23 protein-coding genes and 4 tRNA genes are annotated in these 24,509 nt (G+C 50.8%); 21 read left to right on the forward strand and 6 right to left on the reverse strand.

Features of this window, described 5'->3' with window-relative positions; translation table 11 throughout:
* Nucleotides 1–69 precede the first annotated feature (69 nt).
* Both FHG12_RS11550 and FHG12_RS11555 read right to left on the reverse strand, forming a co-directional pair.
* The gene (locus FHG12_RS11550; RefSeq protein ID WP_139515874.1) at nucleotides 70–1,257 is read right to left on the reverse strand and encodes a class I SAM-dependent methyltransferase; all 1,188 of its coding nucleotides are present in this window, start codon (nucleotides 1,255–1,257) and stop codon (nucleotides 70–72) included.
* A 28-nt stretch (nucleotides 1,258–1,285) separates the two neighbouring features.
* The gene (locus tag FHG12_RS11555; RefSeq protein ID WP_139515875.1) at nucleotides 1,286–1,834 is read right to left on the reverse strand and encodes a hypothetical protein; all 549 of its coding nucleotides are present in this window, start codon (nucleotides 1,832–1,834) and stop codon (nucleotides 1,286–1,288) included.
* A gap of 310 nt (nucleotides 1,835–2,144) precedes the next feature.
* Here FHG12_RS11555 and ahcY point away from each other — a divergent pair, with 310 nt between their 5' ends.
* Nucleotides 2,145–3,455, forward strand: a complete 1,311-nt coding sequence (gene ahcY, locus FHG12_RS11560; RefSeq protein WP_139515876.1) for an adenosylhomocysteinase — start codon at nucleotides 2,145–2,147, stop codon at nucleotides 3,453–3,455.
* 64 nt (nucleotides 3,456–3,519) lie between these two features.
* On the opposite strand, the gene FHG12_RS11565 is transcribed toward ahcY, so the two are convergent.
* Complete coding sequence (locus FHG12_RS11565; protein WP_139515877.1) at nucleotides 3,520–4,716, reverse strand: YdbT family protein; 1,197 nt, start codon at nucleotides 4,714–4,716, stop codon at nucleotides 3,520–3,522.
* 149 nt (nucleotides 4,717–4,865) lie between these two features.
* On the opposite strand from FHG12_RS11565, the gene FHG12_RS11570 reads away from it, so the two are divergent.
* The 7 genes from FHG12_RS11570 to nadD all read left to right on the forward strand — a co-directional run bounded on the left by FHG12_RS11570 (nucleotide 4,866) and on the right by nadD (nucleotide 10,191).
* On the forward strand, nucleotides 4,866–5,630 hold the full coding sequence (locus FHG12_RS11570) for a glycosyltransferase family 2 protein (protein WP_139515878.1): 765 nt from the start codon (nucleotides 4,866–4,868) through the stop codon (nucleotides 5,628–5,630).
* Nucleotides 5,627–6,664 carry a glycosyltransferase family 9 protein gene (locus FHG12_RS11575; protein ID WP_139515879.1) on the forward strand — a complete coding sequence of 346 codons (1,038 nt, stop codon included), beginning with the start codon at nucleotides 5,627–5,629 and terminating at the stop codon, nucleotides 6,662–6,664. The genes FHG12_RS11570 and FHG12_RS11575 overlap by 4 nt, the downstream gene beginning before the upstream one ends.
* Before the next feature lie 84 nt (nucleotides 6,665–6,748).
* Nucleotides 6,749–7,978 (forward strand): O-antigen ligase family protein, encoded by a 1,230-nt coding sequence (locus tag FHG12_RS11580; protein WP_165699377.1) that lies wholly within the window; start codon nucleotides 6,749–6,751, stop codon nucleotides 7,976–7,978.
* Between the two features lie 77 nt (nucleotides 7,979–8,055).
* Complete coding sequence (locus FHG12_RS11585; RefSeq protein ID WP_139515881.1) at nucleotides 8,056–8,700, forward strand: sigma-70 family RNA polymerase sigma factor; 645 nt, start codon at nucleotides 8,056–8,058, stop codon at nucleotides 8,698–8,700.
* Nucleotides 8,701–8,728: 28 nt separating this feature from the next.
* Complete coding sequence (locus FHG12_RS11590; RefSeq protein WP_139515882.1) at nucleotides 8,729–9,013, forward strand: hypothetical protein; 285 nt, start codon at nucleotides 8,729–8,731, stop codon at nucleotides 9,011–9,013.
* A 9-nt stretch (nucleotides 9,014–9,022) separates the two neighbouring features.
* Nucleotides 9,023–9,607, forward strand: coding sequence for a guanylate kinase (gene gmk, locus FHG12_RS11595; protein ID WP_139515883.1), 585 nt, complete (start codon nucleotides 9,023–9,025; stop codon nucleotides 9,605–9,607).
* Between the two features lie 8 nt (nucleotides 9,608–9,615).
* Nucleotides 9,616–10,191, forward strand: coding sequence for a nicotinate (nicotinamide) nucleotide adenylyltransferase (gene nadD, locus FHG12_RS11600; RefSeq protein WP_139517782.1), 576 nt, complete (start codon nucleotides 9,616–9,618; stop codon nucleotides 10,189–10,191).
* Between the two features lie 77 nt (nucleotides 10,192–10,268).
* Here nadD and frr read toward each other — a convergent pair whose 3' ends face one another.
* The 3 genes from frr to FHG12_RS11615 form a co-directional block, all read right to left on the reverse strand.
* Nucleotides 10,269–10,832, reverse strand: a complete 564-nt coding sequence (gene frr / locus FHG12_RS11605; RefSeq protein WP_139515884.1) for a ribosome recycling factor — start codon at nucleotides 10,830–10,832, stop codon at nucleotides 10,269–10,271.
* A gap of 93 nt (nucleotides 10,833–10,925) precedes the next feature.
* Nucleotides 10,926–11,711 (reverse strand): UMP kinase, encoded by a 786-nt coding sequence (pyrH, locus tag FHG12_RS11610; protein WP_139515885.1) that lies wholly within the window; start codon nucleotides 11,709–11,711, stop codon nucleotides 10,926–10,928.
* Nucleotides 11,712–11,804: 93 nt separating this feature from the next.
* Complete coding sequence (locus FHG12_RS11615) at nucleotides 11,805–12,308, reverse strand: biotin/lipoyl-containing protein (RefSeq protein ID WP_139515886.1); 504 nt, start codon at nucleotides 12,306–12,308, stop codon at nucleotides 11,805–11,807.
* Nucleotides 12,309–12,407: 99 nt separating this feature from the next.
* Between FHG12_RS11615 and FHG12_RS11620 the strand changes: the two genes are divergently transcribed.
* The 13 genes from FHG12_RS11620 (at nucleotide 12,408) to rpoB (ending at nucleotide 24,370) form a co-directional block, all read left to right on the forward strand.
* A complete protein-coding gene (locus FHG12_RS11620) occupies nucleotides 12,408–14,990 on the forward strand; it encodes a M1 family metallopeptidase (protein ID WP_139515887.1) in 2,583 nt (860 codons plus the stop codon).
* Between the two features lie 244 nt (nucleotides 14,991–15,234).
* Nucleotides 15,235–15,317: transfer RNA gene (locus FHG12_RS11625), tRNA-Tyr, on the forward strand.
* Between the two features lie 60 nt (nucleotides 15,318–15,377).
* Nucleotides 15,378–15,450, forward strand: a tRNA-Gly gene (locus FHG12_RS11630).
* An 86-nt stretch (nucleotides 15,451–15,536) separates the two neighbouring features.
* A tRNA-Thr gene (locus tag FHG12_RS11635) sits at nucleotides 15,537–15,608 on the forward strand.
* A 170-nt stretch (nucleotides 15,609–15,778) separates the two neighbouring features.
* On the forward strand, nucleotides 15,779–16,969 hold the full coding sequence (tuf, locus tag FHG12_RS11640; protein ID WP_139515888.1) for an elongation factor Tu: 1,191 nt from the start codon (nucleotides 15,779–15,781) through the stop codon (nucleotides 16,967–16,969).
* Nucleotides 16,970–17,083: 114 nt separating this feature from the next.
* Nucleotides 17,084–17,154: transfer RNA gene (locus tag FHG12_RS11645), tRNA-Trp, on the forward strand.
* A 51-nt stretch (nucleotides 17,155–17,205) separates the two neighbouring features.
* The gene (gene secE, locus FHG12_RS11650) at nucleotides 17,206–17,400 is read left to right on the forward strand and encodes a preprotein translocase subunit SecE (RefSeq protein WP_139515889.1); all 195 of its coding nucleotides are present in this window, start codon (nucleotides 17,206–17,208) and stop codon (nucleotides 17,398–17,400) included.
* A 12-nt stretch (nucleotides 17,401–17,412) separates the two neighbouring features.
* Nucleotides 17,413–17,973 (forward strand): transcription termination/antitermination protein NusG, encoded by a 561-nt coding sequence (gene nusG / locus FHG12_RS11655; RefSeq protein ID WP_139515890.1) that lies wholly within the window; start codon nucleotides 17,413–17,415, stop codon nucleotides 17,971–17,973.
* 118 nt (nucleotides 17,974–18,091) lie between these two features.
* Nucleotides 18,092–18,535, forward strand: a complete 444-nt coding sequence (rplK, locus tag FHG12_RS11660; RefSeq protein ID WP_139515891.1) for a 50S ribosomal protein L11 — start codon at nucleotides 18,092–18,094, stop codon at nucleotides 18,533–18,535.
* Nucleotides 18,536–18,555: 20 nt separating this feature from the next.
* Nucleotides 18,556–19,251, forward strand: a complete 696-nt coding sequence (rplA, locus tag FHG12_RS11665; protein ID WP_139515892.1) for a 50S ribosomal protein L1 — start codon at nucleotides 18,556–18,558, stop codon at nucleotides 19,249–19,251.
* Nucleotides 19,252–19,269: 18 nt separating this feature from the next.
* Complete coding sequence (rplJ, locus tag FHG12_RS11670; protein ID WP_139515893.1) at nucleotides 19,270–19,824, forward strand: 50S ribosomal protein L10; 555 nt, start codon at nucleotides 19,270–19,272, stop codon at nucleotides 19,822–19,824.
* A gap of 65 nt (nucleotides 19,825–19,889) precedes the next feature.
* Nucleotides 19,890–20,270: a 50S ribosomal protein L7/L12 gene (gene rplL, locus FHG12_RS11675; RefSeq protein WP_139515894.1), complete on the forward strand. Its 381-nt coding sequence runs from the start codon at nucleotides 19,890–19,892 to the stop codon at nucleotides 20,268–20,270.
* 224 nt (nucleotides 20,271–20,494) lie between these two features.
* Nucleotides 20,495–24,370, forward strand: coding sequence for a DNA-directed RNA polymerase subunit beta (rpoB, locus tag FHG12_RS11680; RefSeq protein ID WP_174805808.1), 3,876 nt, complete (start codon nucleotides 20,495–20,497; stop codon nucleotides 24,368–24,370).
* Nucleotides 24,371–24,509 lie beyond the last annotated feature (139 nt).

Consider the following 24,509-nt stretch of genomic DNA (forward strand, 5'->3'; position numbering starts at 1 on the left):
AAGGCCTCTGCGATCAACAGAGGCCTTCAGGCTATTTTACAAAGCCCCGAAACCGGATGGAAGCGTAGCTTAAAGCTTTTCGCAAACCAGCACCATCAGGCGGCCGCGCAGGTCGGTGGTGGCAAAAAGGTACGTTTCGCCGCCTTCCCGAATGCCAGTGCGCTGCCGAAACTCCGCGACCGTATCCGGAAAGTTGCGCGTCGTGACGTGCGCCCGAGCGGCAGGCCCCAAATGGGCTTTTAGGGCGTCGCCGTCGTAGCGCTCGGTCGCAATAATGCGGAAGATGCGGCCCGGAAAATCAGTTCGCAAAATGTCACTAGTATATAAGTGACTGTTTTGCTGAAGCTTAAGAAACTCGAACGCTGTGCCAATGCTGCGAAAGCCACCCGCTTTCAGGATGGCCACATTGGGCTCATATAAATATTGCTGCGGTTCGGCATAGCGAGCAATAGCGCGGGTTTCGCGCGCACGGTTCAGGCGGAACTCCTGTTGGTCGCCGTTGCGCAATAGATTCACAGCAAAGCGTTCAGGATCTACGGCCGGCTCGGGGCCAAGTTCGTAGAGCACCTCTTTGCACTCGTTGTCAACCGCCACTACCCACAAGCGCCGCACGTGTTTTAGCTCCAGAATAGCCTGCTCAATGTCAAGCATCGGCGAGGTCTTGAGCAGGATGCGCTGACTTTTGTGCAGGAGCAAAGGCATTAGGCGTACCACATCGGGCTCACAGTCTCGGAGCTTGTAAATCTTGCGGTCGGCGTTGCTGCGGCGGGCTGGGTCGAGGTATAGCCAATCAAACTTTTCGTCCGAGCTTTTCAGAAAAGCCAGCGCGTCGGCAGCGTGGCAGGTTACATTCCCAATGCCCAACTGGGCTAAGTTGTACTGCACTACCGCGACCAGTTTGGGGTCGCGCTCAACATAATGAACTTCGGGGATACGGCTGGCAAAAAAACTCGAATCCACCCCAAACCCTCCGGTTAAGTCAGCCAAGCGCTGTCCATCCACCAAATCAGCTTTGAAAGTTGCCGTGCGGGCCGAGGACGCCTGCTCAACGGACAGTGCCGGTGGAAAGATCAGGTCAGGGTTATCGGCCCAAGCGGGCAGCTTGACGCGTGCCTTTTGCCGGGCCTGAATCTGGCGTACTAACTCGGGTACCGGCAAGCTCGGGTACCGGCGAGCTTGCAGCGCCAGTTGGGCGGGGTCGTCGTGCAGGTGTTCGGCAACGTATTGCCGGGCCGCTGCAGGAAGCGGATATTCCATGAAGTATCCCTACGAGAAAAAGGGAAATTTAGCGCAAACTCCAGCGCAAAGCTAGTTGAGGCTGGCCCGTGGAAGCAGCCCCTAACCCAACACCTGTCGGAGCCAAGCGCTGCAACATAGCCCGGCGTGCCGAGGGCAGATTACCGTTGTGCGCTTGCACGGCCCGCTGCATATGCTGGTTGGTATTGCGGGTAATAAATACGTTCGAAAGCAAGCTTACGGCAGCTATGCCGATGGCGGCTTTCTGGGTATTGTTAAAATATTGCTGCTTGTCGCCAGCCAATACTTGCTGGCCGTACAAGGCCACTGAGCTTACAAACAAAGCACGCTCGCCTAAGTACATCCATTTCTGCCGGCGGTAGTGGTTCAGGTTAGCAATTGCCTCCTGATCATCGGCCAGGTAAGGCCGTAGCCGCTGACCGAAAAATCCCGCATTCTGATAATCAGAGCCAGATCCGGTGGTGAAGAAGAAGTTGTTCTGCACGCCGTTCTGGCCCCGGTCCTGGTCTTCCGGACTCAGCCGAATTACTACAGACTGACGAAGGGGTTGCTGTGCTTGCGCGACAAAAGCTGCCAAAAAAAACAGGCAAATAAGACCAAGAGTGCGTTGAAAACGCAATGCAATAGGAGAGATGAGATCGGGCATAAGTACAAAAGTAACATCCTGCCCGACAGTACAATGCGTACTGTCGAAACAAACTTTACAAGGCTCCTTAACAACGCAACAGAGCTATGCGTTCTCTTTGTCGTTTAAATAGCCTTTAGTGCTTGCTTAAGACGCTCGCTTAAGACAAAATATTGCCCATGAGGGCTTTAGCAGGATATCAGGAAATAATCGCTAACAAATTGGTTACCTTTGCGGTTGAATCGCAAACATTCTGTGTATCATGGTTGAGACGACCTACGTTCCCTACAAAGTAAAAGACATCGCGCTGGCCGAATGGGGCCGCAAAGAAATTCGTTTGGCGGAGGCTGAGATGCCCGGCCTAATGGCTCTGCGTGAAGAGTTTGGCCCTTCGCAGCCACTCAAAGGCGCTCGTATTGCAGGTTGCCTGCACATGACGATTCAAACCGCTGTTCTGATTGAGACGCTCATTGCTTTGGGCGCCGACGTTACGTGGTCATCGTGCAACATCTTCTCGACTCAGGATCACGCCGCTGCGGCCATCGCGGCTGCGGGCATTCCGGTATATGCCTGGAAGGGAATGAACGAGGAAGAGTTTAACTGGTGCATCGAGCAAACGCTGTATTTCGGCGAAGATCGTCAGCCACTGAACATGATTCTGGATGACGGCGGCGACCTGACCAACATGGTGCTGAACAACTTCCCGGAATTGGCCGCTGGCATCAAAGGCATTTCGGAGGAAACTACGACCGGCGTACTGCGCTTGCTTGACCGAGTAAAGAATGGCACGCTGCCCATGCCTGCTTTCAACATCAACGACTCGGTGACGAAGTCGAAGTTTGACAACAAATACGGTTGCAAAGAGTCGGCTGTAGACGCTATCCGTCGTGCTACCGATGTGATGATGGCTGGCAAAATTGCTGTGGTAGCCGGTTACGGTGACGTAGGGAAAGGCACCGCAGCTTCGCTGCGTGGCGCTGGCGCTCGCGTGATTGTGACAGAAATAGACCCTATTTGCGCTCTGCAGGCTGCCATGGACGGTTACGCAGTCAAAAAGATGTCGAATGCTATCAAGGAAGCTGACATTGTAGTAACGGCTACCGGCAACTGCGATATCATCACCGAAGAGCACTTCCGTGCGCTGAAAGACAAAGCCATCGTTTGCAACATCGGCCACTTCGACGATGAAATAGACATGGCTTGGCTCAATGGTAACTACGGCCACACCAAAGATACCGTTAAACCACAGGTAGACCTGTATAACATTGACGGCAAAGAAGTTATCATTTTGGCTGAGGGCCGTTTGGTAAACTTGGGCTGCGCCACTGGCCACCCTTCGTTCGTAATGTCGAACTCGTTCACGAACCAGACGCTAGCGCAGCTAGAGCTGTGGCAGCACGCCGACCAGTACGAAAACAAGGTATATACCTTGCCTAAGCACCTCGACGAAAAGGTTGCGCGTTTGCACCTCGCCAAAATTGGCGTTGAGCTCGACGAGTTGAAGTCGAAGCAGGCCTCTTACATCGGCGTAGACGTGCAAGGCCCATTCAAATCGGATTTGTACCGCTACTAAGACTGAATAGCACACGCACAAAAAAGCCTTCCCTGTTGTCAAGGAAGGCTTTTTTGTGCGTGTGCTATTCCAAAACCATGAACCAGGGAATATGCAGCTGTCCTGACCCAGCGTGGATCTGTATGGTATCGCTGGGTTGTACTTCGTCATAGTAATCGTGCGAAACCGTTACATCTTCGGCAGTTGAGCGCGGCCCCCATGGGCTGACGTGCAGATAGTAAGTGGTGTGTTTACCAGACGTACGATGCTTGCTTAGCACCTGAGCCTCGTAGCGAGTGCCCTCACCTTCGTCGAAAACGCAGTTGTAAATTGTAGTGGCAGCAAAGCCGTAAAGCGCCGAATAAATGACTATGGAAAACAGCAGGCCTGTGCGCGAATCGTTGTGCCAGATAAACTCGCGGCTACCAGCAAACAAAGCCAAAGCAGCTCCCGCTGCTATAGTTGCTGCCTGGGGCCATAAGGGAGCATAGTCCAAAATCTCAAAGTCCAAAAGGGCGCGTAGCAACAGGGAAGAACTTGGTCCCAGAATCGCAATAGCCAAAGAGGGGTAAGCGCTGTTCCTTTTCTCATCGAGCCGGATCACTCCTTGATGAAGCCAAAGAGCTATCGTCGCTAGCAGTGGCAACACTAGCCCAATTGCTATGGCCCATTTGTAGGGCTGCGGGTACACTAGCAGCCAACCCGCCACCGCGCCGCCAGCTATATTCAAACATTTGGCCGTGCGGAGCGCGTTTGCTAACCTTGCTTCCCGTTCTTCGGGGGTTCTCCCCAGATCGTCGTTTTCTAGAAGCTTGGCCGTATCTTGTTCTTTTTCAAGCACGTCCAAATCAGGATAACGGTTTGAAAGCCAATTTTGTAGCTCCTGATAGTTTTCACTAGTATACCCAATCCTGATCTTTGGATCAGCGGAACTCAGCGGCAGAATGTGTGTATAGTTCTGGTCAATGCGGTACCCTTTGATACGGGCTAGTGACAACTCTTTGCGCCGCAAAATGCCTTCATAAATCAGCTTGTCAGTGGTAATAATATGTTTAGCCTTAATGGTTTCGAGCAATCCGTAAACTAGGAAACCCGCAAAACCTAGCATCAGAGCCGACAATCCAATTTGGAACCCTAGCTGCGCGTCGTTTTTGCCCCACATTATGATTGGCACAGCCAGAAACAACAGAATGAGGGGCGGAACAAAAATGTAAATGAAGAGACGCCACCCTTTGGCAGTGCCATACTCTTGCCGGCTTTCCGGCTCTTGAACAGTAAGCATGAATTAGTAAAGTTTAGGAATAGGCGAAAAGCAAATACATGGCTTGAGGAGAATTCTTAAGACAGCATATAACAGGTGCAGCTTACGCTAAAGTAGCTCGATTGCGGAAGTAGGCAATAAGCTGCACTCAAATTCAGATATTTGCCCGCATGCCCGTTTCCCTGTCGGTCGTCATCATCACCTACAATGAAGAACGCAACATCGGCCGCTGCCTCGACGCACTCGGCGATGTGGCCGATGAGGTAGTGGTGGTCGACTCCTATTCCAGCGACCAGACCGTGGCCATTTGCCACAGTTACAACGTGCGCGTGGTGCAGCATGCTTTCGAAGGCTATGTGCAGCAGAAAAATTTCGCTACTGCCCAAGCGCAACACGACTATGTACTGCAGCTCGACGCCGACGAAGTCCTAACCGAAGAGTTGCGCCAGTCGATCCGGGAGGTGAAGCAGAACTGGCAGGCGGCAGGTTATTCTTTGGCTCGACTCACCAACTATTGTGGTACCTGGGTGCGCCACGGCGGCTGGTACCCCGACCGGAAGCTGCGCCTCTACGATCGCCGTTTGGGCCGATGGGAAGGCCTCCTGTTGCATGAAAAATACCAACTATTTGATAATCAATTAGTTACTAACTTACATGGCGATTTGCTTCATTACTCTTATGATTCGGTGGAGCAGCACGTCAATCAACTAAACCGCTTCACAAGCATCTCGGCGGAAGAATGGGCCTTGCGCGGCAAGCGCCGCGTGACGGTTTTTCACTTGCTATTGAAGCCGCTCTGGAAATTTGTGCACGGGTACATTCTGCGGTTGGGTTTCTTGGATGGGTTTGCGGGGTTCTGTATTGCCAGCATCTCGGCGTGGGGCGTCTTTCTGAAATTTGCCAAACTGCGCACCAAATCGCGGCTCCTTGCATGAAGACTTTTTTGGTAAGCCGCACCGATGCCATTGGCGATGTCGTCCTGACGCTCCCAGTTTGCGGAGAGCTTAAGCGACTATTTCCCGGTTGCCGGGTGGTGCTGGTGGGCCGCACCTATACCCAAGCTGTGGCCGAAGCCTGTCCGTGGGTAGATGCGTTTCTGAATTACGATAGCCTTTTGCAACTGTCTGATAAAGAGCAGGTCGCAGCTATAGTTCAACAGCAGGCTACAGCTATCTTGCATGTTTTCCCCAACAAAAAGCTGGCGCAGTTGGCCCAAAAAGCCAAGATTCCGGTGCGCATTGCCACGCGCAATCGCTGGTTTCACTGGCTTACCTGCAACCGATTGGTAAGCCTGAGCCGACGGCATTCGCCCCTGCACGAGGCGCAGCTAAACTTGAAGCTGCTTCAGCCGCTTGGGCTGCCAGCGGAAATGCCTTTGGCACAAGTAGCCGAACTGGTTCGGCTGCAACCAACAGAGCCGCTGGCTCCTCAGTGGCAACAGGTGCTTGCCAATCGTACGGAAAGTCAGCTCAACGTGATTCTGCATCCGCGCTCCAGGGGCAGCGCCCGCGAATGGGGCCTAAACCACTTTGGGGCCTTGGCTAAGCTCTTGTACCAAGCCGGACATCGGGTGTTCGTGACGGGTACCGCAGCTGAAGGCGAGGAGTTGCGCCCGTGGTTAGCGGAGTACGCCGCCGTACTGGCCGGCGACCTTACCGGACTTCTGACGCTGCCGCAGCTTCTGGCTTTTATCCATGCTGCCGATGGGCTGGTAGCTGCTAGTACCGGGCCATTGCACTTGGCGGCTGCCCTCGGCCGCCACGCATTGGGCATTTACCCACCCATGCGCCCGACGCACCCAGGGCGGTGGGCCCCGCTGGGCCCGTATGCCGAATATCTGGTATTCGATCGTCCCGATTGCTCCGACTGCCGTGAGCAGCCCGCCGCGTGCACTTGCATCAAGGCCATTTCGCCTGTGCAAGCACTGGAAAGAATCTTAGCTTGGCAACAACTGCCGGTAGAGCCGTAGGTTATTTTTGAAGTTTTTGACTATCCTTTGCCATCTATGAGAGCATTCTTGGCAAACCGATGGCAACAGATATACCGGCAAGGGGTGCTTTCACAGCATTTGCTGCTGCTTGCCTGCGTGGCAGGTGTAGCAGGATTGCTAGCGTCGCGGGCGTTGGTAGCCCTAAGCCCTGTTGTGGGCGTGCTGGCAGTGCTTGCCAATCCGCGTATGCGCCGCGAGTTGCCCCAGTGGCTACACAATGGTGCTGCCGGCCGAATGGCGCTGCTTTATATACTGCTATTAATAAGTGCTTTATACACTGACAATTGGCCTGAATGGCGGCATCAGGTCTTTCGGCAGCTGCCGTTTATTGGGGTGCCGCTGGCGTTTTGTTTGGCAGTGCCCTTGACGAATCGGCAACGGTTTAGGGTAGGCTGTAGCTTTGTTTTGGGCGTTGGGATGGTGGCCGCGGCCACTTTGCTAGACTACATTGTGCATCCGCCCACCGACCAGCACTTTTACATGGTGGGCAAAAGTCAGCCCGCGATCACCGGGATTTTTCACATTCACTTCGGGATCATGCTGGTGCTGTCGGCCTTTTTTGGTTTGCTGCTCGGCCGTAGCAAGTATGCCCCGCAGCTGCTGCGCTTGGTGCTATGGCTGGCTGCGGCCATAAGCGTCGTCACGCTGCATGTGCTAGCGTATCGCACGGGACTGATGCTGTTTTATATCACATTGTTTGTCAATGCGTTGCGTATTCTGTTTGCGCGGCGGTTTACCTTGGGTATACTGGCGTTAGGGTTGTTTGTCGCGGTGCCTTTCGCTTCTTATCGCCTCCTGCCGTCGGTGCGCGACCGGGCTATTGCTACGCGCTACGACATCGAACACTTCTACAACGGCGAGGACATCAACAACTTTTCTCTCTCCAAACGCTTGGCCGCGTGGCATACGGCCCGCGCCGTAGCGCGCCAGCACCTGTTGGTGGGTGTGGGACCAGCCGATGCACAAGATGCCATGATGGCGCAGTACCGCCGGCACAGTTATGGCCTATTGCCCCCCAATTGGGTCATGATTCATAATCAGTACTTGCACTACTTGGTAGCAAGCGGATTACCAGGGCTTTTTGTGTGGCTGCTGGTATTGCTTGGGCCGTTGACGCAACCCACACAGCGGCGTAACCCGTACGTGTACCATTTCTTGCTTATTCTGGGGGCCGGCATGCTTGTCGACTCGTTGCTGGAAATGCAGATTGGCTTCAATCTCTTCGTATTTCTGTACGGGTTTCTCGTAGTAGCCACGGAGCGTTCCGGCTACTCCACCGTAAACCTTCCGTAAGCAACTTGGTATATTCAGTACATTTGTTTAAAGGCTGCGCATTTTTTTTAATCTTCAGCCGAAATATTTAAGCGTCCATGAGCGACTCTCCCGAACGAGTTCCGAAGTTGAGCAAAGAAGAGAAAGACCGGCGGTTCCAAGCCGAACTGATGCCTGTACTGGACTCTTTGTACAACTTTGCCTATCGCCTGACCCTTGACGAGGACGATGCCAACGACCTCGTGCAGGAGACCTATTTGAAAGCCTATCGGTTCTTTGAGTACTTCGAACCGGGAACCAACGCGAAAGCGTGGCTGTTCCGCATCCTGAAAAACTCGTTCATTAACGACTTCCGAAAGAAGAGTAAACAACCCGCCAAGGTCGACTACAGCGAAATTGAAGGGTACTACAATTCGGAGGACGTTGAGTCTGACGCCGACGCGGGTGGCACCTCGTCGGACATGCGGCAGCAATCGGTGCGCGACCTCATCGGCGACGAGGTGGCCAGCGCGCTCAATTCGCTGCCAGTGGATTTTCGCACGGTCATTATCCTCTGCGACCTAGAAGGGTTCACCTATGAGGAAATGGCAAAAGTGCTGGACATCCCTATCGGAACGGTGCGATCACGTTTGCACCGGGCTCGCAATTTCCTGAAGGAAAAATTAGACAAGTACGCTAAATCGATGGGCTACGGCGGCGATACCGACGACGAAGACCCATCAGACGACGATAACGACCAATAAATAACCTCTTACCAACTCGGGCACTGTTATGAAACCTACATCTACTACAACCAACCAGCAGGCGGTCGATACAAACGGCCCCGACTGTGAACGCGTGAATACAATTCTCGATCAAATTATCGTAGGTCAGGACCCAACCTTGGAAGACGAGGAATACTTCGTCAACCATGCCGAGGACTGCTCGCCTTGCTTCGATAGCCTTGATAAGCAGCGGGTTTTCGTTGATTTCATCAATCAACGGATCGGGCGCAAAGGCGCTCCAGAATCGCTGTCTCAAAATATCCTTGCACGAGTTCAGACAGAAATGGCCTAATTTTACCCCATGCAGGGTAAAATTATCGTTTTTTCGGCTCCTTCCGGCGCCGGTAAGACTACTATAGTCCACCGGCTGCTGGAAAGGATTCCAGAGCTAAGTTTTTCAATTTCAGCTTGTACGCGCGACAAGCGCGGCCGCACGGAAGCCAACGGCAAAGACTACTACTTCATTTCCATCGAAGAATTTCAGGAGAAAATTCGCCACGATGAGTTCGTGGAATGGGAAGAGGTGTACGCTGGCAACTTCTATGGTACTCTAAAATCTGAGATTGAGCGCATCTGGGAAAGCGGAAAACACGCCATTTTGGATGTTGATGTGAAGGGCGGTCTGAGCATTAAGGAGTTTTACAAGGACCGGGCTTTAGCCGTTTTTGTAAAACCACCTTCCTTGGAAGTGCTTGAAAGCCGCCTGCGTGCCCGCGCCACCGACTCCGACGCCAGCATCTCCGGGCGCCTGTACAAGGCCAAGTTCGAGCTGACATTCGAAGATCGGTTCGACACCATCCTTGTCAACGACGATCTGGACCACGCCACCGCGCAGGCTGAAAAGCTGGTGCGCGACTTTATTACCGGCGAATCGGCGATTCTGTGAGTGCTGGTCTGAAAGTGGGGCTGTTGTTCGGCTCATTCAATCCTATTCATACCGGCCATCTCATACTGGCCAATTTTATGGCCACGCACACCGATTTGGATGCGGTATGGCTGGTTGTTTCCCCGCAAAGTCCGTTTAAGATCGGGCAGGAGATGTTACCCGAGGAAGAGCGTCTGGCACTGGTGCAGTTGGCCATTCGTGGCAATAACAGGCTAGAAGCTCTGGACATCGAGTTCCGAATGCCCAAACCAAGCTACACCATCGATACGCTTGACGCGTTGCGCCGCCGTTATTCCGAACATCAGTTTGTATTGTTGATGGGTGAGGACAACCTGCCTGGCCTAACGCGTTGGAAAGAAGCCGAACGTATTTTGGCCGATTATGCAGTATATGTATACCCGCGGCCAGGTGTGGACATTACCACCGTCGAAACCCGGGCTAACACATGGGTGGTCGATGCCCCGCTGCTTGATATTTCTGCCACTTTCATTCGGGAATGTGTGCAAAAAGGTAAATCTATCCGCTATTTAGTGCCCGACGCAGTAGAGGCGCGTATTCTAAGCCAAGGTTATTGGCGTACATAACATCGTTACAAATCAAAAGCCCTTCCAAGTTAAACTTGGAAGGGCTTTTGATTTGTATATAAACTATTGATTATCAATCAGATAGTCATGATTTCGCTTTCTTTCTTGCTCATCAGATCGTCGATCTTGCTGATGTAGCTGTCCGTAGCTTTTTGCACCTTGGCTTCGGCGTCTTTTACGGCGTCTTCGGCGGCACCTTCTTTCAGAAGCTTGCGCAACGCATCGTTGACGTCTTTGCGAATGCCACGGATGCGGACTTTACCGCTTTCCGACTCGTTTTTGACTTGCTTTACTAGATCGCGCCGGCGCTCCTCGGTCATGGGCGGAATATTCAGGCGTACACCTTCAGCGTCGGACTGTGGGTTTAGGCCCAAGTCACTGTTCTTGATGGCTTTAACTACTTCCGCAATGATGTTCTTCTCCCAAGGCTTGATGAACAGCGTGCGGGCGTCGGGAGTCGAAACGTTCGCTACTTGGCTGATAGGAGTAGGAGTGCCATAATAGTCTACCCGAAGGGAGTCGAGCATCGCCGGGGAAGCTTTGCCTGCCCGGATGCGGCTCAGTTCTAAGCTAGTGTGTTGCAGGGATTTACCCATCGACTCTTCGGCTTCGCTCAGGTAAAACTGGATTTCTTCGTCCATTTTTGAAAGGTTGAATTATAAAAGCAAATGTTGACAGGAGTGTATCAGTATGGTAATCAGGGTATTGATATTAACTGACTTGTAGCCAAGAGGTTAGGCTTGCTCTGGTGCAGGCGTTACGGCTGGGGTTAAGCCGCCGTGTTTAGGGTCGAGCGAGTGCGAGGCAGTGCCATTCATGGTAACCAGAGTACCTACCGTTTCGCCATCGATCAGGCGCTGTAGGTTGCCCGTCTTATTCATGTCGAACACAATAATGGGCAAATTATTCTCTTTGCACAGCGTAAATGCCGTCATATCCATCACGTTGAGGTTTTTCTCCATCACCTCATCGAATGTGATCTGTGGGTAACGCACTGCCGAAGGATCCTTCTCCGGATCGGCGGTATAAATGCCATCGACCCGAGTGCCCTTCAGCACTACATCAGCTTCAATCTCAATAGCCCGCAGCGAGGCCGCCGAGTCGGTAGTGAAGTAAGGCGACCCGATCCCGGCGCCGAAAATCACCACACGGCCCTTTTCCAAGTGCCGCAGCGCGCGCCGCCGAATGTAAGGTTCGCAGACGCGCTGAATGGTAACGCCCGAAAGCAGCCGCGTCTGAACGCCTAGCTTTTCAAGAGCGCTTTGTAAGGCCATCGAGTTGATAACGGTGGCCAGCATACCCATATAATCGCCTTGCACCCGGTCAAGGCCAAAGGCTTCTGCTTGTACGCCACGGAATATGTTGCCGCCGCCGATCACAACGGCGATCTGTGTGCCAGTAGCCGCTACGGCCTTGATTTCTTCGGCATATTGCATGAGCCGAACGGCATCGATGCCGTATTGCTGTTGGCCCATTAAGGCTTCGCCACTCAGTTTCAGCAGGATTCGGGTGTACTTCAAAACAAAGTTGGTTTAGGCGTGAAACACTTACGAAACAGACTTATTTGTAAGTGATTGATTATTAAATACTTATAAAGTATCTCAGGTGAAAAGCTAGCTGAACTGCACCAGCACTTGGCCTTTGTTGACGTTGTCGCGGAGCCCGACCTTAATAGCTGCTACTACGCCGTCGCTGGGAGCCTTCAAAATATTCTCCATTTTCATTGCCTCCAGCACTAGCAACGGATCACCCTTCTGTACCTCTTGTCCGGCTTGTACGCGAATATCTACGATCAGGCCCGGCATTGGGGCTTTCAACTCATTGACTTTATGCGCCGTTGCGTTGCTCATGCCTAGTTTGTCCAGCAGCAAGTCGAAGCGATCTTTCGCCTCAATTTCCACCACGCGGCCATTGAGTTTTAGCGATAGGGTTTTCGCTGCGTAGTCGGCACTGATTAGCTCAGCAGAATACGACCGCCCCTCATAAAGAATGTGGTAATGCCCATCGGCCACGGCAACTATATCCCAAGCAAAAGGTTGTCCATTAACGGTAATTGGGGCCTTGGCATTGTATTCTACTTCCCACGTTTGATCGGGGCCGGTGCGAACTTGTAGCATGTAAAAGGAAGGCGGGGTAGGGCGGAAAAGGGCTTAAAGATAGCCCAAATCTGAAATAATTTCGGAACTTGAGGCCACTTTCCCTTATTGTTCTCTCGCATGAAATATTCGGTCCTCGGCATTCTTAGCCTGGTCCTTACGTGTCATTTAGCGGCTCCCGCCCAAGCCGTTAAGTCCGGAAAAAAAACACCGGATAAGCCCGCCCATAAGAAAACGCTTACTGCCACTCTTCCGGTTTCTGAGCCTGCCAGTGCGGCCGTCATAGTGCCTTCGTGGCTGCCACCCACTGCGCCAACACAGCCAAGCGCAACCATTGTAACTGATTTGCTGGATACCAAGCTCGACGTTCGTTTCGACTGGGCTAAGCAGTGGCTTTTCGGGACGGCTACTATCACGGCTCGCCCGCATTTCTACCCACAGAATCAGTTGGTGCTGGATGCCCGGGGCTTTGACGTGAAAAGCGTTCGCGTCCTGACCGGCAACAAAGAGAAAAACCTGACCTATACTTACGACAAGCGCAAGCTGTCCATTACACTCGATCGGCAGTACACCCGCACTGAGCCGTACCAATTGCGCATCACCTACATAGCTAAGCCGAACGAGCTTCAGACGGGCGGAAGCGCGGCCATCACTTCTGATAAGGGTCTGTATTTCATCAATCCGCTGGGAACGGATAAGAAAAAACCGAAGCAACTCTGGACGCAAGGCGAGACTGAAGCTAACTCCGCTTGGTTTCCGACTATTGACAAGCCCAATCAGCGCATGACGCAGGAGATTGCCATGACGGTCGATGCGCAATTCAAAACGCTGTCAAACGGCTTGCTGATCTCATCTAAAAAGAACTCCGACGGTACGCGTACCGATATCTGGAAACAAACGCTGCCGGCCGCACCCTACCTGACCATGATGGCAGTAGGAGATTTTGCCGTGATCAGCGACACGTGGCGTGGCAAACCCGTGGAGTATTATGTGTCACCCAAGTTTCAAAGTACCGCCAAAGAGGTTTTTGGTCGTACGCCGGAAATGATGGAATTTTTCTCCAAGAAACTGGGGGTTGATTTCCTATGGGAGAAATATGCTCAAGTGGCTGTCTACGATTTCGTGTCAGGTGCCATGGAGAACACAACGGCGGTTACGATCAGGCAGGAGGAAACTCAGCTGGATCGGCGCCAGCTCTTGGACCGGAACGCCGATGATGTGATTGCGCACGAGCTGTTTCACCATTGGTTCGGCGATTATGTAACCAGCGAATCGTGGTCGAACCTGCCTCTTAACGAAGCTTTCGCCGACTATTCCGAATACTTATGGGCGGAGCACAAGTACGGCCCAGATGCTGCGGCTTTCATTCAGCAGCAAAAGCTAGGGCAATATCTCGATGAGGCACAAAGCAAGCGGGAGCCGCTTGTCCGCTACCAGTACACCGACCGTGAGGACATGTTCGACGCGCATTCCTACCAGAAAGGTGGCCGCGTCCTGCACATGTTGCGCAAATACGTCGGCGACGAGGCATTCTTCACGGCCCTGAATCGTTACCTAACCCAAAACAAATTTTCGGCTGGAGAAATTGCCGAACTCCGCATGGCCTTTGAAGATGTCACGGGGGAGGATCTGATGTGGTTCTTCGATCAGTGGTTTCTGAAACGAGGGCATCCTGAGTTGCGCATCACGCATTCGTATACCAACGGCCAAGTAGCCTTGCGAGTGAAGCAAGTACAAGATTCTATCTTTTCGCCGATCTACCGTTTGCCAATTACGGTTACCACCTGGGTTAACAATCAGCCCACCGAGCACCGAATACTGGTCACGAAAGCAGACCAGACTTTTTCTATTGTTGCAACTCAACGGCCCAACTTGGTGAAGTTTGATGCAGAGGCGCAATTGTTAGCCGATGTTGAAGAAGAACGTACTCAAGAGGAACTACTTTATCAATATTACCATGCCCGTAACTGCCTGCAGAAGTATGAGGCTATTAATCTGTTACACAACAAGATAGCGGATTTGGCTGTCAGCAGTATGATGCGTAATGCGCTGGCGGACGAGTTCTGGGGAGTACGCCAAGCTGCCCTTCAGTCTCTGCGCAGGTACAAAGGCCCGGAAGGTAATGCCGTTCGGAAAGACATCCAGCGCTTGGCTGTTGAAGACAAAAAGAGCCAAGTCCGGGCCACTGCTTTAACTACTCTCTCTTCGTTTCAAAACGAAGACTTTGGCAGTGCATACACAGCAGCCTTAAGCGACAGCTCTTATTTAGTTCTCGGCTCAGCTATCGATGCACTTGCAAAAGCGCCAACGGTCGCTTCAAGAGAGCGGATAAGTGCGTTACAAACGACTAATAATCCCACCCTTTTAGTAGCACTATCAAACTACTACAGCCTGAATGGTACTGCGGATCAATATGATTGGTTTATCCGGCGTGTGAATGACGTAAGTGAGGATGATCTATACACGTACCTGCAAAACTTTGGCACCTTGATGCTACGAATGCCTCCTATCGAGCGCGAGAAAGGAATTCAGCGGCTCGAAATCCTAGCCCGTACCCATCCGCGTTACGAGGCACGGCTTGGTGCTTACAAAGGTCTTAGCTTGCTAACCGCAAGCACTCCAACTCTAAAAGCCACTTTGCAAGACATCAAAGCGAAGGAAAAAGACCAACGGTTGACTTCAATCTATAGCCTTCTACAATAAGTAGGCTCTTAAATGTCTTTTTTATAAATGAATACTTAGTAGGGTTTAATAGCAAAGCTGCTGATTAAGAGGCTTTAACCTGTTGTGAGGCTGTGAAGAGCCAAAAAATGTTAGAACCTTTTTGATTGTGAGCTTGACTTGCATTAGAAACCCCTTAATTTTGCAACTCCTTTCGCCACCCACCCACTTATTTGGGGACAGTGATTAAAGGAAATTCTTTTGGCAAACGGCCAAAAAACAAAGCGGGGGGGTTCCAGAGCGGCCAAATGGGACAGACTGTAACTCTGTTAGCGTAAGCTTTCGAAGGTTCGAATCCTTCTCCCCCCACAAGCATTCCTAATTTAGCAACCCATTGATTATCAATGGGTTGCTAAATTAGGAATAAATGCGGGAGTAGCTCAGTTGGTAGAGCGACAGCCTTCCAAGCTGTAGGTCGCGAGTTCGAACCTCGTCTCCCGCTCAATGTGAGATATTTTGCACAATGGCCACGAACTAAACTTGTTTTAGTTGGTGTTCAGTGCTCACTTGACTTGAGACCCAAAATCAGCCGTTGTAGCTCAGGGGTAGAGCACTTCCTTGGTAAGGAAGAGGTCATGGGTTCAAATCCCATCAATGGCTCTGAATTACGAGTACCGACGGGGCAGCGCGACTGCACCGTTTGGATCTGTCAGTCAGGTAAAGCGACGTGCAGTTTCCCCACTTAGCGGAGCTGCGTTTCGCTTTCTTGCAGTATAGCCGAGTCGCGTTTTTCCCCTCTTCACCACAAAATTCCTCTTAATCTCTTTACAATGGCTAAAGAAAATTTTGATCGTTCCAAACCGCACGTGAACATCGGTACGATCGGGCACGTCGACCACGGCAAAACCACCCTGACCGCTGCTATCACCACGGTACTGGCGAACAAAGGTTTGGCCGCTAAGCGTGACTTCTCTTCGATCGATAATGCTCCCGAAGAAAAAGAGCGTGGTATCACCATCAATACCGCTCACGTAGAGTATGCTACGGAAAAGCGTCACTATGCTCACGTTGACTGCCCCGGTCACGCTGACTACGTGAAAAACATGGTAACAGGTGCTGCCCAGATGGACGGTGCTATCCTTGTTGTAGCTGCCACTGACGGCCCAATGCCACAAACGCGTGAGCATATCCTGCTAGCTCGTCAGGTAGGTGTTCCTCAGCTAGTTGTGTTCATGAACAAAGTGGACATGGTAGACGACCCTGAGTTGCTCGAACTCGTTGAGATGGAAATCCGCGAGCTGCTCTCTTTTTATGACTTTGACGGTGACAACATTCCCGTTATCCAAGGCTCTGCTTTGGGTGGCCTAAATGGTGACGCTAAATGGGTTCCAAAGATTGAGGAGTTGATGGATGCTGTTGATAGCTACATTCCAATTCCTGCTCGTCTGACTGACCTTCCTTTCCTGATGCCTGTTGAGGACGTGTTCTCAATCACCGGTCGTGGTACAGTTGCCACTGGTCGTATTGAGCGCGGTGTAATCAACTCGGGCGAAGCTGTTGATATCCTAGGCATGGGCGCCAAGCAAGGCCTCAAGTCGGTTGTTACCGGTGTGGAAATGTTCCGTAAGATTCTTGACCGTGGTGAAGCTGGCGACAACGTAGGTCTGCTACTCCGTGGTATTGAAAAAGACGATATCCGTCGTGGCATGGTTATCTGTAAGCCAGGTTCGGTAACTCCTCACCAGAAGTTCAAGGCTGAGGTGTATGTGTTGTCGAAAGAGGAAGGCGGCCGCCACACACCGTTCTTCAACAACTATCGTCCTCAGTTTTATCTGCGTACCACTGACGTAACTGGTATCATCACTTTGCCAGAAGGCGTAGAAATGGTAATGCCAGGTGACAACATCACCATCCAGGTTGAACTGATTAACAAGGTAGCAATGGAAAAAGGTCTTCGTTTCGCTATTCGCGAAGGTGGCCGTACAGTAGGTGCTGGTCAGGTGACTGAAATCCTCGACTAGTCTAACTATCAGAACTATCCGCCTCCGAATTTTCGGGGGCGGATTTGTTTTGTTTAGACTTTACCTTACATTTGCACTCCCAATTGAGGCTAAGTCTCGATGAGTGCATTTTTTACGGGCGTAGTTCAAGGGTAGAATAGAGGTCTCCAAAACCTTTGATGGGAGTTCGAATCTCTCCGCCCGTGCAAGAAATGACCTTTAAGGTCGCAGTAGTAATAGCCTAAAAGGCGCCAGACATGAGTAAGCTGACGAATTATTTCCGCGAAACGACCGAGGAGATGCGTTATAAAGTAACGTGGCCTTCCTTCGAAGAACTGCAGAAAAGTGCCGGTTTGGTACTTATTGGCTCTCTTGTGTTCGCTGCAGTAGTTGGTTTGATGGATATCATTTTCAAAACTGGCTTAGAAGCATTTTACAACTCATTCCGTTAACCAGCATCTAAGATGGGAGAGTTGAAGTGGTATGTTGTCCGCTCAGTTAGCGGACAAGAAAAGAAGGCCAAACAGTATCTCGAAACTGAGATTGGACGTCATGGTCTATCGGAATTAGTACCTCAGGTACTGATTCCCGCTGAGAAAGTATACGAGATGCGTAACGGCAAAAAGCGCGTACGCGAACGTAATTTCTTTCCTGGTTACATTTTAATACATGCTGACCTCTCTCACGGTGAAGTAGACCATATTATCACTAGCACTCCAGGTGTAATTGGTTTCTTAAGCGATAAGGAAGGTAAGAGCACTAATACTAAGCCTGTACCTCTTCGTTTATCGGAGGTGAACCGCATTCTCGGTATAGTTGATGAGACCGAGGAAGAGGCTGCATCATTGGAGACTCCTTTTGTAGTAGGGGAGCTAGTGAAAGTGGTTGATGGGGCCTTTAGTGGTTTTTCTGGCAACGTAAGCGAAGTGTTCGAAGAACGCAAGAAACTTAATGTTATCGTTAAGATTTTCGGCCGTAGCACTCCAATGGAGTTAAGCTACACTCAAGTTGAAAAAGAGTCCTAAAATAAATCTTACGTCGCTGACTATTCGCTCCAAGTCAGCGGTGCTTCCACTAAGGAGCAACTTTCAAAACTGAGGGCTACTGGTGTTACGACCTGTTGGCCTGAAGCCTTTCAAACCAATGGCCAAAGAAATTAGAGGTTATCTGAGACTTCAGATAAAGGGAGGCGCTGCGAATCCTTCGCCGCCGGTTGGACCTGCACTTGGTAGCAAAGGCCTAAATATCATGGAGTTCTGCAAGCAGTTTAATGCTCGCACCCAAGATAAGGCCGGCCAAGTATGTCCTGTATTGATCACTATGTATACCGACAAGTCTTTTGACTTTGTGGTAAAAACTCCACCTGCACCGGTTATGCTACTGGAAGCTGCTAAGCTTCAGAGCGGTTCGAAAGAGCCTAACCGTAACAAAGTAGGTTCTGTTACATGGGATCAAGTTCGCCAGATTGCCGAAACCAAAATGCCTGATCTCAATGCTTTCAAAGTTGAATCAGCTATGAAATTGGTAGCTGGTACGGCTCGTAGCATGGGTATCACCATCTCGGGAACTTCTCCCTTTGCTGAATAACTAGAAAGGAGAAGCAAATCATGGCAAAAGTTAGCAAAAAGCGCAAGGAAGCCCTTGCCAAACACGACCTAACACAAATTCGTAGCTTAGTTGAGGCAGCTAAAGTAGTGAAGGATATCACCTACACTAAGTTTGATGCTTCGGTTGATATCGATGTGCGTTTGGGTGTAGATCCTCGTAAAGCTGACCAAATGGTTCGTGGCGTTGCTACGCTTCCTCATGGTACTGGCAAAACCGTTCGTGTATTAGCTCTTGTGACTCCTGACAAGGAAGCGGAGGCTACAGCTGCCGGTGCTGACTACGTAGGACTTGACGACTATATCTCCAAAATCGAGAAGGGTTGGACCGACATTGACGTAATTATCACTATGCCGTCGGTGATGGCAAAAGTTGGTCGTCTAGGTCGCGTACTTGGTCCTCGTGGTTTGATGCCAAACCCAAAATCGGGTACGGTTACAACTGATGTAGCTAAAGCTGTACAAGAAGTAAAAGCTGGTAAGATTGACTTCAAAGTTGATAAGACCGGCATCATTCATTGCAGCGTAGGTAAAGTCTCCTTTGATGATCAAAAGATTGCTGAAAATGCTATAGAAGTCATTCAAACGCTAACTCGTTTGAAGCCTTCTTCGGCAAAAGGCACTTATATCAGAAGCATCACGTTGTCGAGCACGATGAGCCCGGCCGTTCCGGTTGACACGACGGTAACTTCCGCTTAATAACAACTGACGACGCATATGACCCGGGAAGAAAAACAAGCCCTTGTCGACGAGCTGAGCGAGAAGTTTCAATCGCACAATTCGTTCTACATCACTGATGCTTCGGTGATGTCAGTGGCTAAAATCAATGAATTTCGTCGCCTGTGTTTTAATCGCGGCATGGAATTCAAAGTGTACAAGAACACTCTGATTCGCAAAGCACTTGACACTCTTACCAGCGATACCACTGAGATGGACGCTGCATTGAAAGGTCAATCGGGCGTTTTGTTTTCAAAAGAATCAGGTTCGGCACCAGCAAAACTTTTACAGGATTTTTATAAGCAACAAGCTTATGGCAAAGGTGTAGAGCCCAAGCCAGTCCTGAAAGGTGCTTATGTAGATGCTAGCATCTACATTGGTTCCAACCAGCTTACAACTCTTAGCACTATTAAAGGCAAGCAAGAACTCATCGGCGAAATCGTCGGCTTGCTACAATCACCTGCTAAGAATGTTATTTCGGCTCTTTCGAGTGGAGGCAGCAAATTGGCTGGTATTCTCAAAACTCTTTCGGAAAAAGAAGAGGCTGCAGGCTAACCGTTGCTCATCTTTTCCATCCTTAATTCAACTCAACAACCCTCTTTTTTTAACAATCTACAGAAATGGCAGATTTGAAAGCATTCGCTGAGCAGCTCGTTAGCCTGACGGTGAAAGAAGTAAACGAACTGGCCGCTATCCTGAAGGACGAGTACGGCATTGAGCCCGCTGCTGCTGCTCCAGTAATGGTAGCTGGTGGTGGCGCTGGTGCTGCTGCTGAAGCTCCTGAGGAGAAGACCTCATTTGACGTGATCCTGAAAGCTGCTGGCGGCCAGAAATTGGCAGTTGTGAAGCTGGTTAAAGACCTAACCGGTCTGGGCTTGAAAGAAGCAAAAGAGCTGGTTGACGGTGCTCCTAAGCCCCTGAAAGAAGGCGTTGCTAAAGACGAAGCCGACTCGCTGAAGAAGCAACTGGAAGAAGCTGGCGCTGAAGTAGAGGTTAAATAACTCTGCGGCCCCGTTTTTTCTCCCGCAAATAAGGATAGGCCTGGCAACTAAGCCAGGTCTTTTCCTGTTTGTAGGCAATAAACTTTACTGAAGTTCGATTACATGCCGCTTTGCGGCTTTTTGTGCCTAAACGCACCGGGCTTCTGTTGGGTTACCAATTGCATCCTCTCAGTGTCCATTTTCTAACCCCACATACATTGGCTACACCGAAAGCAAATGCAGCACTGCAAAAATTGCAAGCTGCTGACGAGCGGATCAATTTCGCCAAGATTAAAAAGGTTATCGAGTATCCCGACTTCCTAGACGTGCAAGTGCGCTCGTTTATGGATTTCTTCCAGTTGGAGACGGCCGCCGAGAACCGGACCGACGAGGGGCTCTTCAAGGTTTTCGCCGAGAACTTTCCAATTTCGGATTCGCGCGAAAACTTTGTTTTAACATTTATTGATTATCACGTCGATCCACCGAAATACTCGGTGGATGAGTGCATTGATAGAGGTCTGACTTATTCGGTACCTCTGAAAGCTAAGCTGCGTCTGGTGTGTAACGACACCGACAACGAAGATTTTGAAACGATTGAGCAGGAAGTGTTTTTGGGTAACATCCCATACATGACCGAAAAAGGCTCATTCGTTATCAATGGTGCTGAGCGGGTTATTGTATCGCAATTGCACCGTTCGCCAGGCGTGTTCTTTGCTCAAAGCAAGCACACAAACGGCACGAAATTATATTCGGCGCGCATTATTCCGTTCAAGGGTTCGTGGATTGAGTTTGCCACGGACGTGAACAATGTAATGTATGCATACATCGACCGGAAAAAGAAGTTTCCGGTGACCACGCTTCTTCGGGCAATCGGTTACGGCACGGATAAAGACATTCTCGACTTGTTCGGATTGTCTGAGGAAGTAAAGGCTGAGAAAAAAGCTCTGAAGAAGGCAGTAGGCCGCAAGCTGGCTGCCCGGGTTCTGCGCACTTGGACAGAAGATTTCGTGGATGAGGATACCGGTGAGGTGGTATCTATTGATCGTAACGAAGTACTGCTAGAGCGTGACTCGACTATTGAGGAGGAAGATATCGACACTATTCTGAATGCGGGTGCCAAGTCGGTAATCCTTCATCGTGAAAACGTGAATATTGCTGACTTCGCAATCATTTATAACACACTTCAGAAGGACAACTCTAACTCGGAGAAAGAAGCCGTTGAGCAAATCTATCGTCAGCTCCGCAACACGGAAGCCCCTGATGAAGAAACTGCTCGTGACATCATCCAAAAGCTGTTTTTCTCGGATAAGCGCTACGACCTTGGTGACGTAGGCCGCTACCGGATCAATAAGAAGCTGGGCCTTGATAAGAACTGGGATGCGCGCGTTCTAACGAACGAAGACATCGTGCTGATTGTCAAGTACTTAATCGGTTTGATAAATTCCAAGGCGGTAGTCGATGATATTGACCACTTGTCGAATCGCCGGGTACGCACGGTGGGGGAGCAACTTTACGCCCAATTTGGTGTAGGTCTGGCCCGTATGGCGCGTACTATCAAGGAGCGCATGAACGTGCGTGATAACGAGGACTTTAAGCCTGTTGACTTGATCAACGCGCGTACGCTGTCGTCGGTAATCAACTCGTTCTTCGGCACTAATCAGCTTTCCCAGTTCATGGACCAGACTAACCCGCTGGCTGAGGTGACGCATAAGCGTCGCGTATCGGCACTGGGGCCAGGAGGTCTGTCGCGTGAGCGTGCGGGTTTCGAAGTACGTGACGTTCATTACACGCACTATGGTCGTCTTTGCACGATCGAAACACCGGAAGGACCCAATATCGGTCTGATTTCGTCGCTGTGCGTGCATGCTCGTGTCAATTCGATGGGATTCATCGAAACTCCTTACCGTGCTGTAGAGAACGGCAAAGTTGACGTTAGCGAGAACGTAAAATATCTGACTGCTGAAGAGGAAGATACCCACCACATTGCACAGGCCAACGCCCGTATTGATGATGAGGGTAACTTCATTAACGATTTGGTGAAAGGACGTTTTGAAGGTGACTTCCCGGTTGTAGAACCGCAGGAGTATACCTATATGGACGTTGCCCCAAACCAGATTGTATCGGTAGCTGCTTCACTGATTCCATTCTTGGAACATGATGACGCCAACCGTGCGCTGATGGGATCGAACATGCAACGCCAAGCAGTGCCGCTGTTGAAGCCACAAGCTCCAATCGTGGGTACTGGTCTGGAGGGTCGTACTGCAATTGACTCACGTGCACTGGTAGTAGCCGAAGGCTCAGGTACTATCGATTATGTTGATGCTAATAAGATCATCGTTAAGTACGATCTTACGGAAGACGACATCTTAGTGAGCTTCGATGCTGAACGGGTTTCTTACGACCTGATCAAATTCCGTCGGACTAACCAAGATACCTGCATCAACCTGACTCCGATTGTAAAACGCGGTCAGCGCGTGGAGAAGGGCCAACCGCTATGCGAAGGCTACGGCACGAACAACGGTGAGCTGGCTTTGGGTCGTAACATGCAAGTGGCATTTATGCCATGGCAGGGTTACAACTTCGAGGATGCTATCGTGATCTCGGAGCGTGTAGTTCGTGATGACATCTTCACTTCGATTCACATCGAAGAATTTGAGTTGGAAGTTCGCGAAACCAAGCGTGGCGAAGAAGAACTGACGTCGGAGATTCCGAACGTGAGCGAAGAAGCTGTTCGGAATCTCGACGACAACGGTATCATCCGTTTAGGCGCTGAAGTTCGCGAAGGTGATATTCTTATCGGTAAGATTACGCCGAAAGGTGAAACTGATCCGACTCCAGAAGAGAAGCTACTCCGCGCCATCTTTGGTGACAAAGCCGGCGATGTGAAGGATGCCTCGCTTAAAGCGCCGCCCTCACTCAATGGGGTTGTTATCGGTACGAAGCTATTCTCACGTCCGAAGAAGGATAAGAACCTGCGCGCCAAGTCGAAGAAGGAAGTAGAAGAGTTGAAAGACCGCTACGCCCAAGAGCTTCGTGGTGTGAAATCGGTGATGGTTGACAAGCTCGTGCAATTGCTGGAAGGCAAGACGTCGCAAGGCATTAAGCACAAGTTTGGCGATGAAATCCTGAGCAAAGGCGTGAAGTTTGGCAAGAAGAATATCGCTGAAGCGCTCTTCCCCGAAAAAAACCCTTACAAGGACGAGAGCAACTACGCTGTGCCGGAAGAGGTCAACATGTTCAAAGACCTCATGCTGGACAACTGGACTGCTGATGACAAAGTGAATGGCATGGTGACGCAATTGGTGAAAAACTATACCAAGCGTCGCAACACCATCACTGCCCGTTTCAAGCGCGACCGGTTTACACTGGAAGTAGGAGATGAGCTTCCAGCTGGCATCGTACAGTTAGCCAAAGTTTACATTGCCAAGAAGCGTAAGCTGAAGGTAGGTGATAAGATGGCTGGTCGTCACGGTAACAAGGGGGTTGTAGCCCGTATCGTTCGCGATGAGGATATGCCTTTCTTGCCAGATGGTACGCCCATGGACATCGTGCTTAACCCGCTCGGTGTACCTAGCCGTATGAACATCGGCCAGATCTATGAGACTGTGTTGGGCTGGGCTGGCTTGAAGCTGGGCCGTACCTACGCTACCCCAATTTTCGACGGCGCTACCGAAGAGGAAGTATCGCGAGAATTGACGGAAGCTGGTCTGCCAACCTTTGGCCGGGCTTACTTGCACGATGGCCTGACGGGTCAGCGTTTCGACCAGCCGGTAACGGTTGGTGTCATCTACATGCTGAAGCTGGGTCACCTTGTCGATGACAAGATGCACGCTCGTTCGATCGGACCCTACTCGCTCATCACGCAGCAGCCGCTGGGTGGTAAGGCTCAGTTCGGTGGTCAGCGTTTCGGCGAGATGGAAGTGTGGGCACTGGAAGCCTTCGGTGCGTCGAACGTGCTGCAGGAAATCCTGACGGTAAAATCGGACGACGTTATCGGCCGAGCCAAAGCGTACGAAGCCATTGTAAAAGGCGACGTATTGCCGAAGCCAAATATCCCCGAGTCATTCAACGTACTCATTCACGAGTTGCGCGGTCTGGCCCTGGAAATCACGCTTGATTAAGCTGTTTGGTGTAGGTTGCTGATTGTCAATGTGTTGTATATTGATAATCAGCAACTTCATCCAACCGCACTTTTATAGAATGTTACTTGTTGGTTTACTCTGGGCCAAGACCCTTGGTGTTGATAAACTAACAGCTTAC

Source organism: Hymenobacter jejuensis (genome assembly GCF_006337165.1).
Classification (GTDB): domain Bacteria; phylum Bacteroidota; class Bacteroidia; order Cytophagales; family Hymenobacteraceae; genus Hymenobacter; species Hymenobacter jejuensis.

Bases quoted from the DNA above. Each gene is read 5' to 3' on its own strand.
- FHG12_RS11550 (WP_139515874.1), bottom strand. From the start codon at position 1,257: ATGGAATATCCGCTTCCTGCAGCGGCCCGGCAATACGTTGCCGAACAC.
- ahcY (WP_139515876.1), top strand. From the start codon at position 2,145: ATGGTTGAGACGACCTACGTTCCCTACAAAGTAAAAGACATCGCGCTG.
- FHG12_RS11565 (WP_139515877.1), bottom strand. From the start codon at position 4,716: ATGCTTACTGTTCAAGAGCCGGAAAGCCGGCAAGAGTATGGCACTGCC.
- FHG12_RS11570 (WP_139515878.1), top strand. From the start codon at position 4,866: ATGCCCGTTTCCCTGTCGGTCGTCATCATCACCTACAATGAAGAACGC.
- FHG12_RS11575 (WP_139515879.1), top strand. From the start codon at position 5,627: ATGAAGACTTTTTTGGTAAGCCGCACCGATGCCATTGGCGATGTCGTC.
- FHG12_RS11585 (WP_139515881.1), top strand. From the start codon at position 8,056: ATGAGCGACTCTCCCGAACGAGTTCCGAAGTTGAGCAAAGAAGAGAAA.
- FHG12_RS11590 (WP_139515882.1), top strand. From the start codon at position 8,729: ATGAAACCTACATCTACTACAACCAACCAGCAGGCGGTCGATACAAAC.
- gmk (WP_139515883.1), top strand. From the start codon at position 9,023: ATGCAGGGTAAAATTATCGTTTTTTCGGCTCCTTCCGGCGCCGGTAAG.
- frr (WP_139515884.1), bottom strand. From the start codon at position 10,832: ATGGACGAAGAAATCCAGTTTTACCTGAGCGAAGCCGAAGAGTCGATG.
- FHG12_RS11615 (WP_139515886.1), bottom strand. From the start codon at position 12,308: ATGCTACAAGTTCGCACCGGCCCCGATCAAACGTGGGAAGTAGAATAC.
- FHG12_RS11620 (WP_139515887.1), top strand. From the start codon at position 12,408: ATGAAATATTCGGTCCTCGGCATTCTTAGCCTGGTCCTTACGTGTCAT.
- tuf (WP_139515888.1), top strand. From the start codon at position 15,779: ATGGCTAAAGAAAATTTTGATCGTTCCAAACCGCACGTGAACATCGGT.
- secE (WP_139515889.1), top strand. From the start codon at position 17,206: ATGAGTAAGCTGACGAATTATTTCCGCGAAACGACCGAGGAGATGCGT.
- nusG (WP_139515890.1), top strand. From the start codon at position 17,413: ATGGGAGAGTTGAAGTGGTATGTTGTCCGCTCAGTTAGCGGACAAGAA.
- rplK (WP_139515891.1), top strand. From the start codon at position 18,092: ATGGCCAAAGAAATTAGAGGTTATCTGAGACTTCAGATAAAGGGAGGC.
- rplA (WP_139515892.1), top strand. From the start codon at position 18,556: ATGGCAAAAGTTAGCAAAAAGCGCAAGGAAGCCCTTGCCAAACACGAC.
- rplJ (WP_139515893.1), top strand. From the start codon at position 19,270: ATGACCCGGGAAGAAAAACAAGCCCTTGTCGACGAGCTGAGCGAGAAG.
- rplL (WP_139515894.1), top strand. From the start codon at position 19,890: ATGGCAGATTTGAAAGCATTCGCTGAGCAGCTCGTTAGCCTGACGGTG.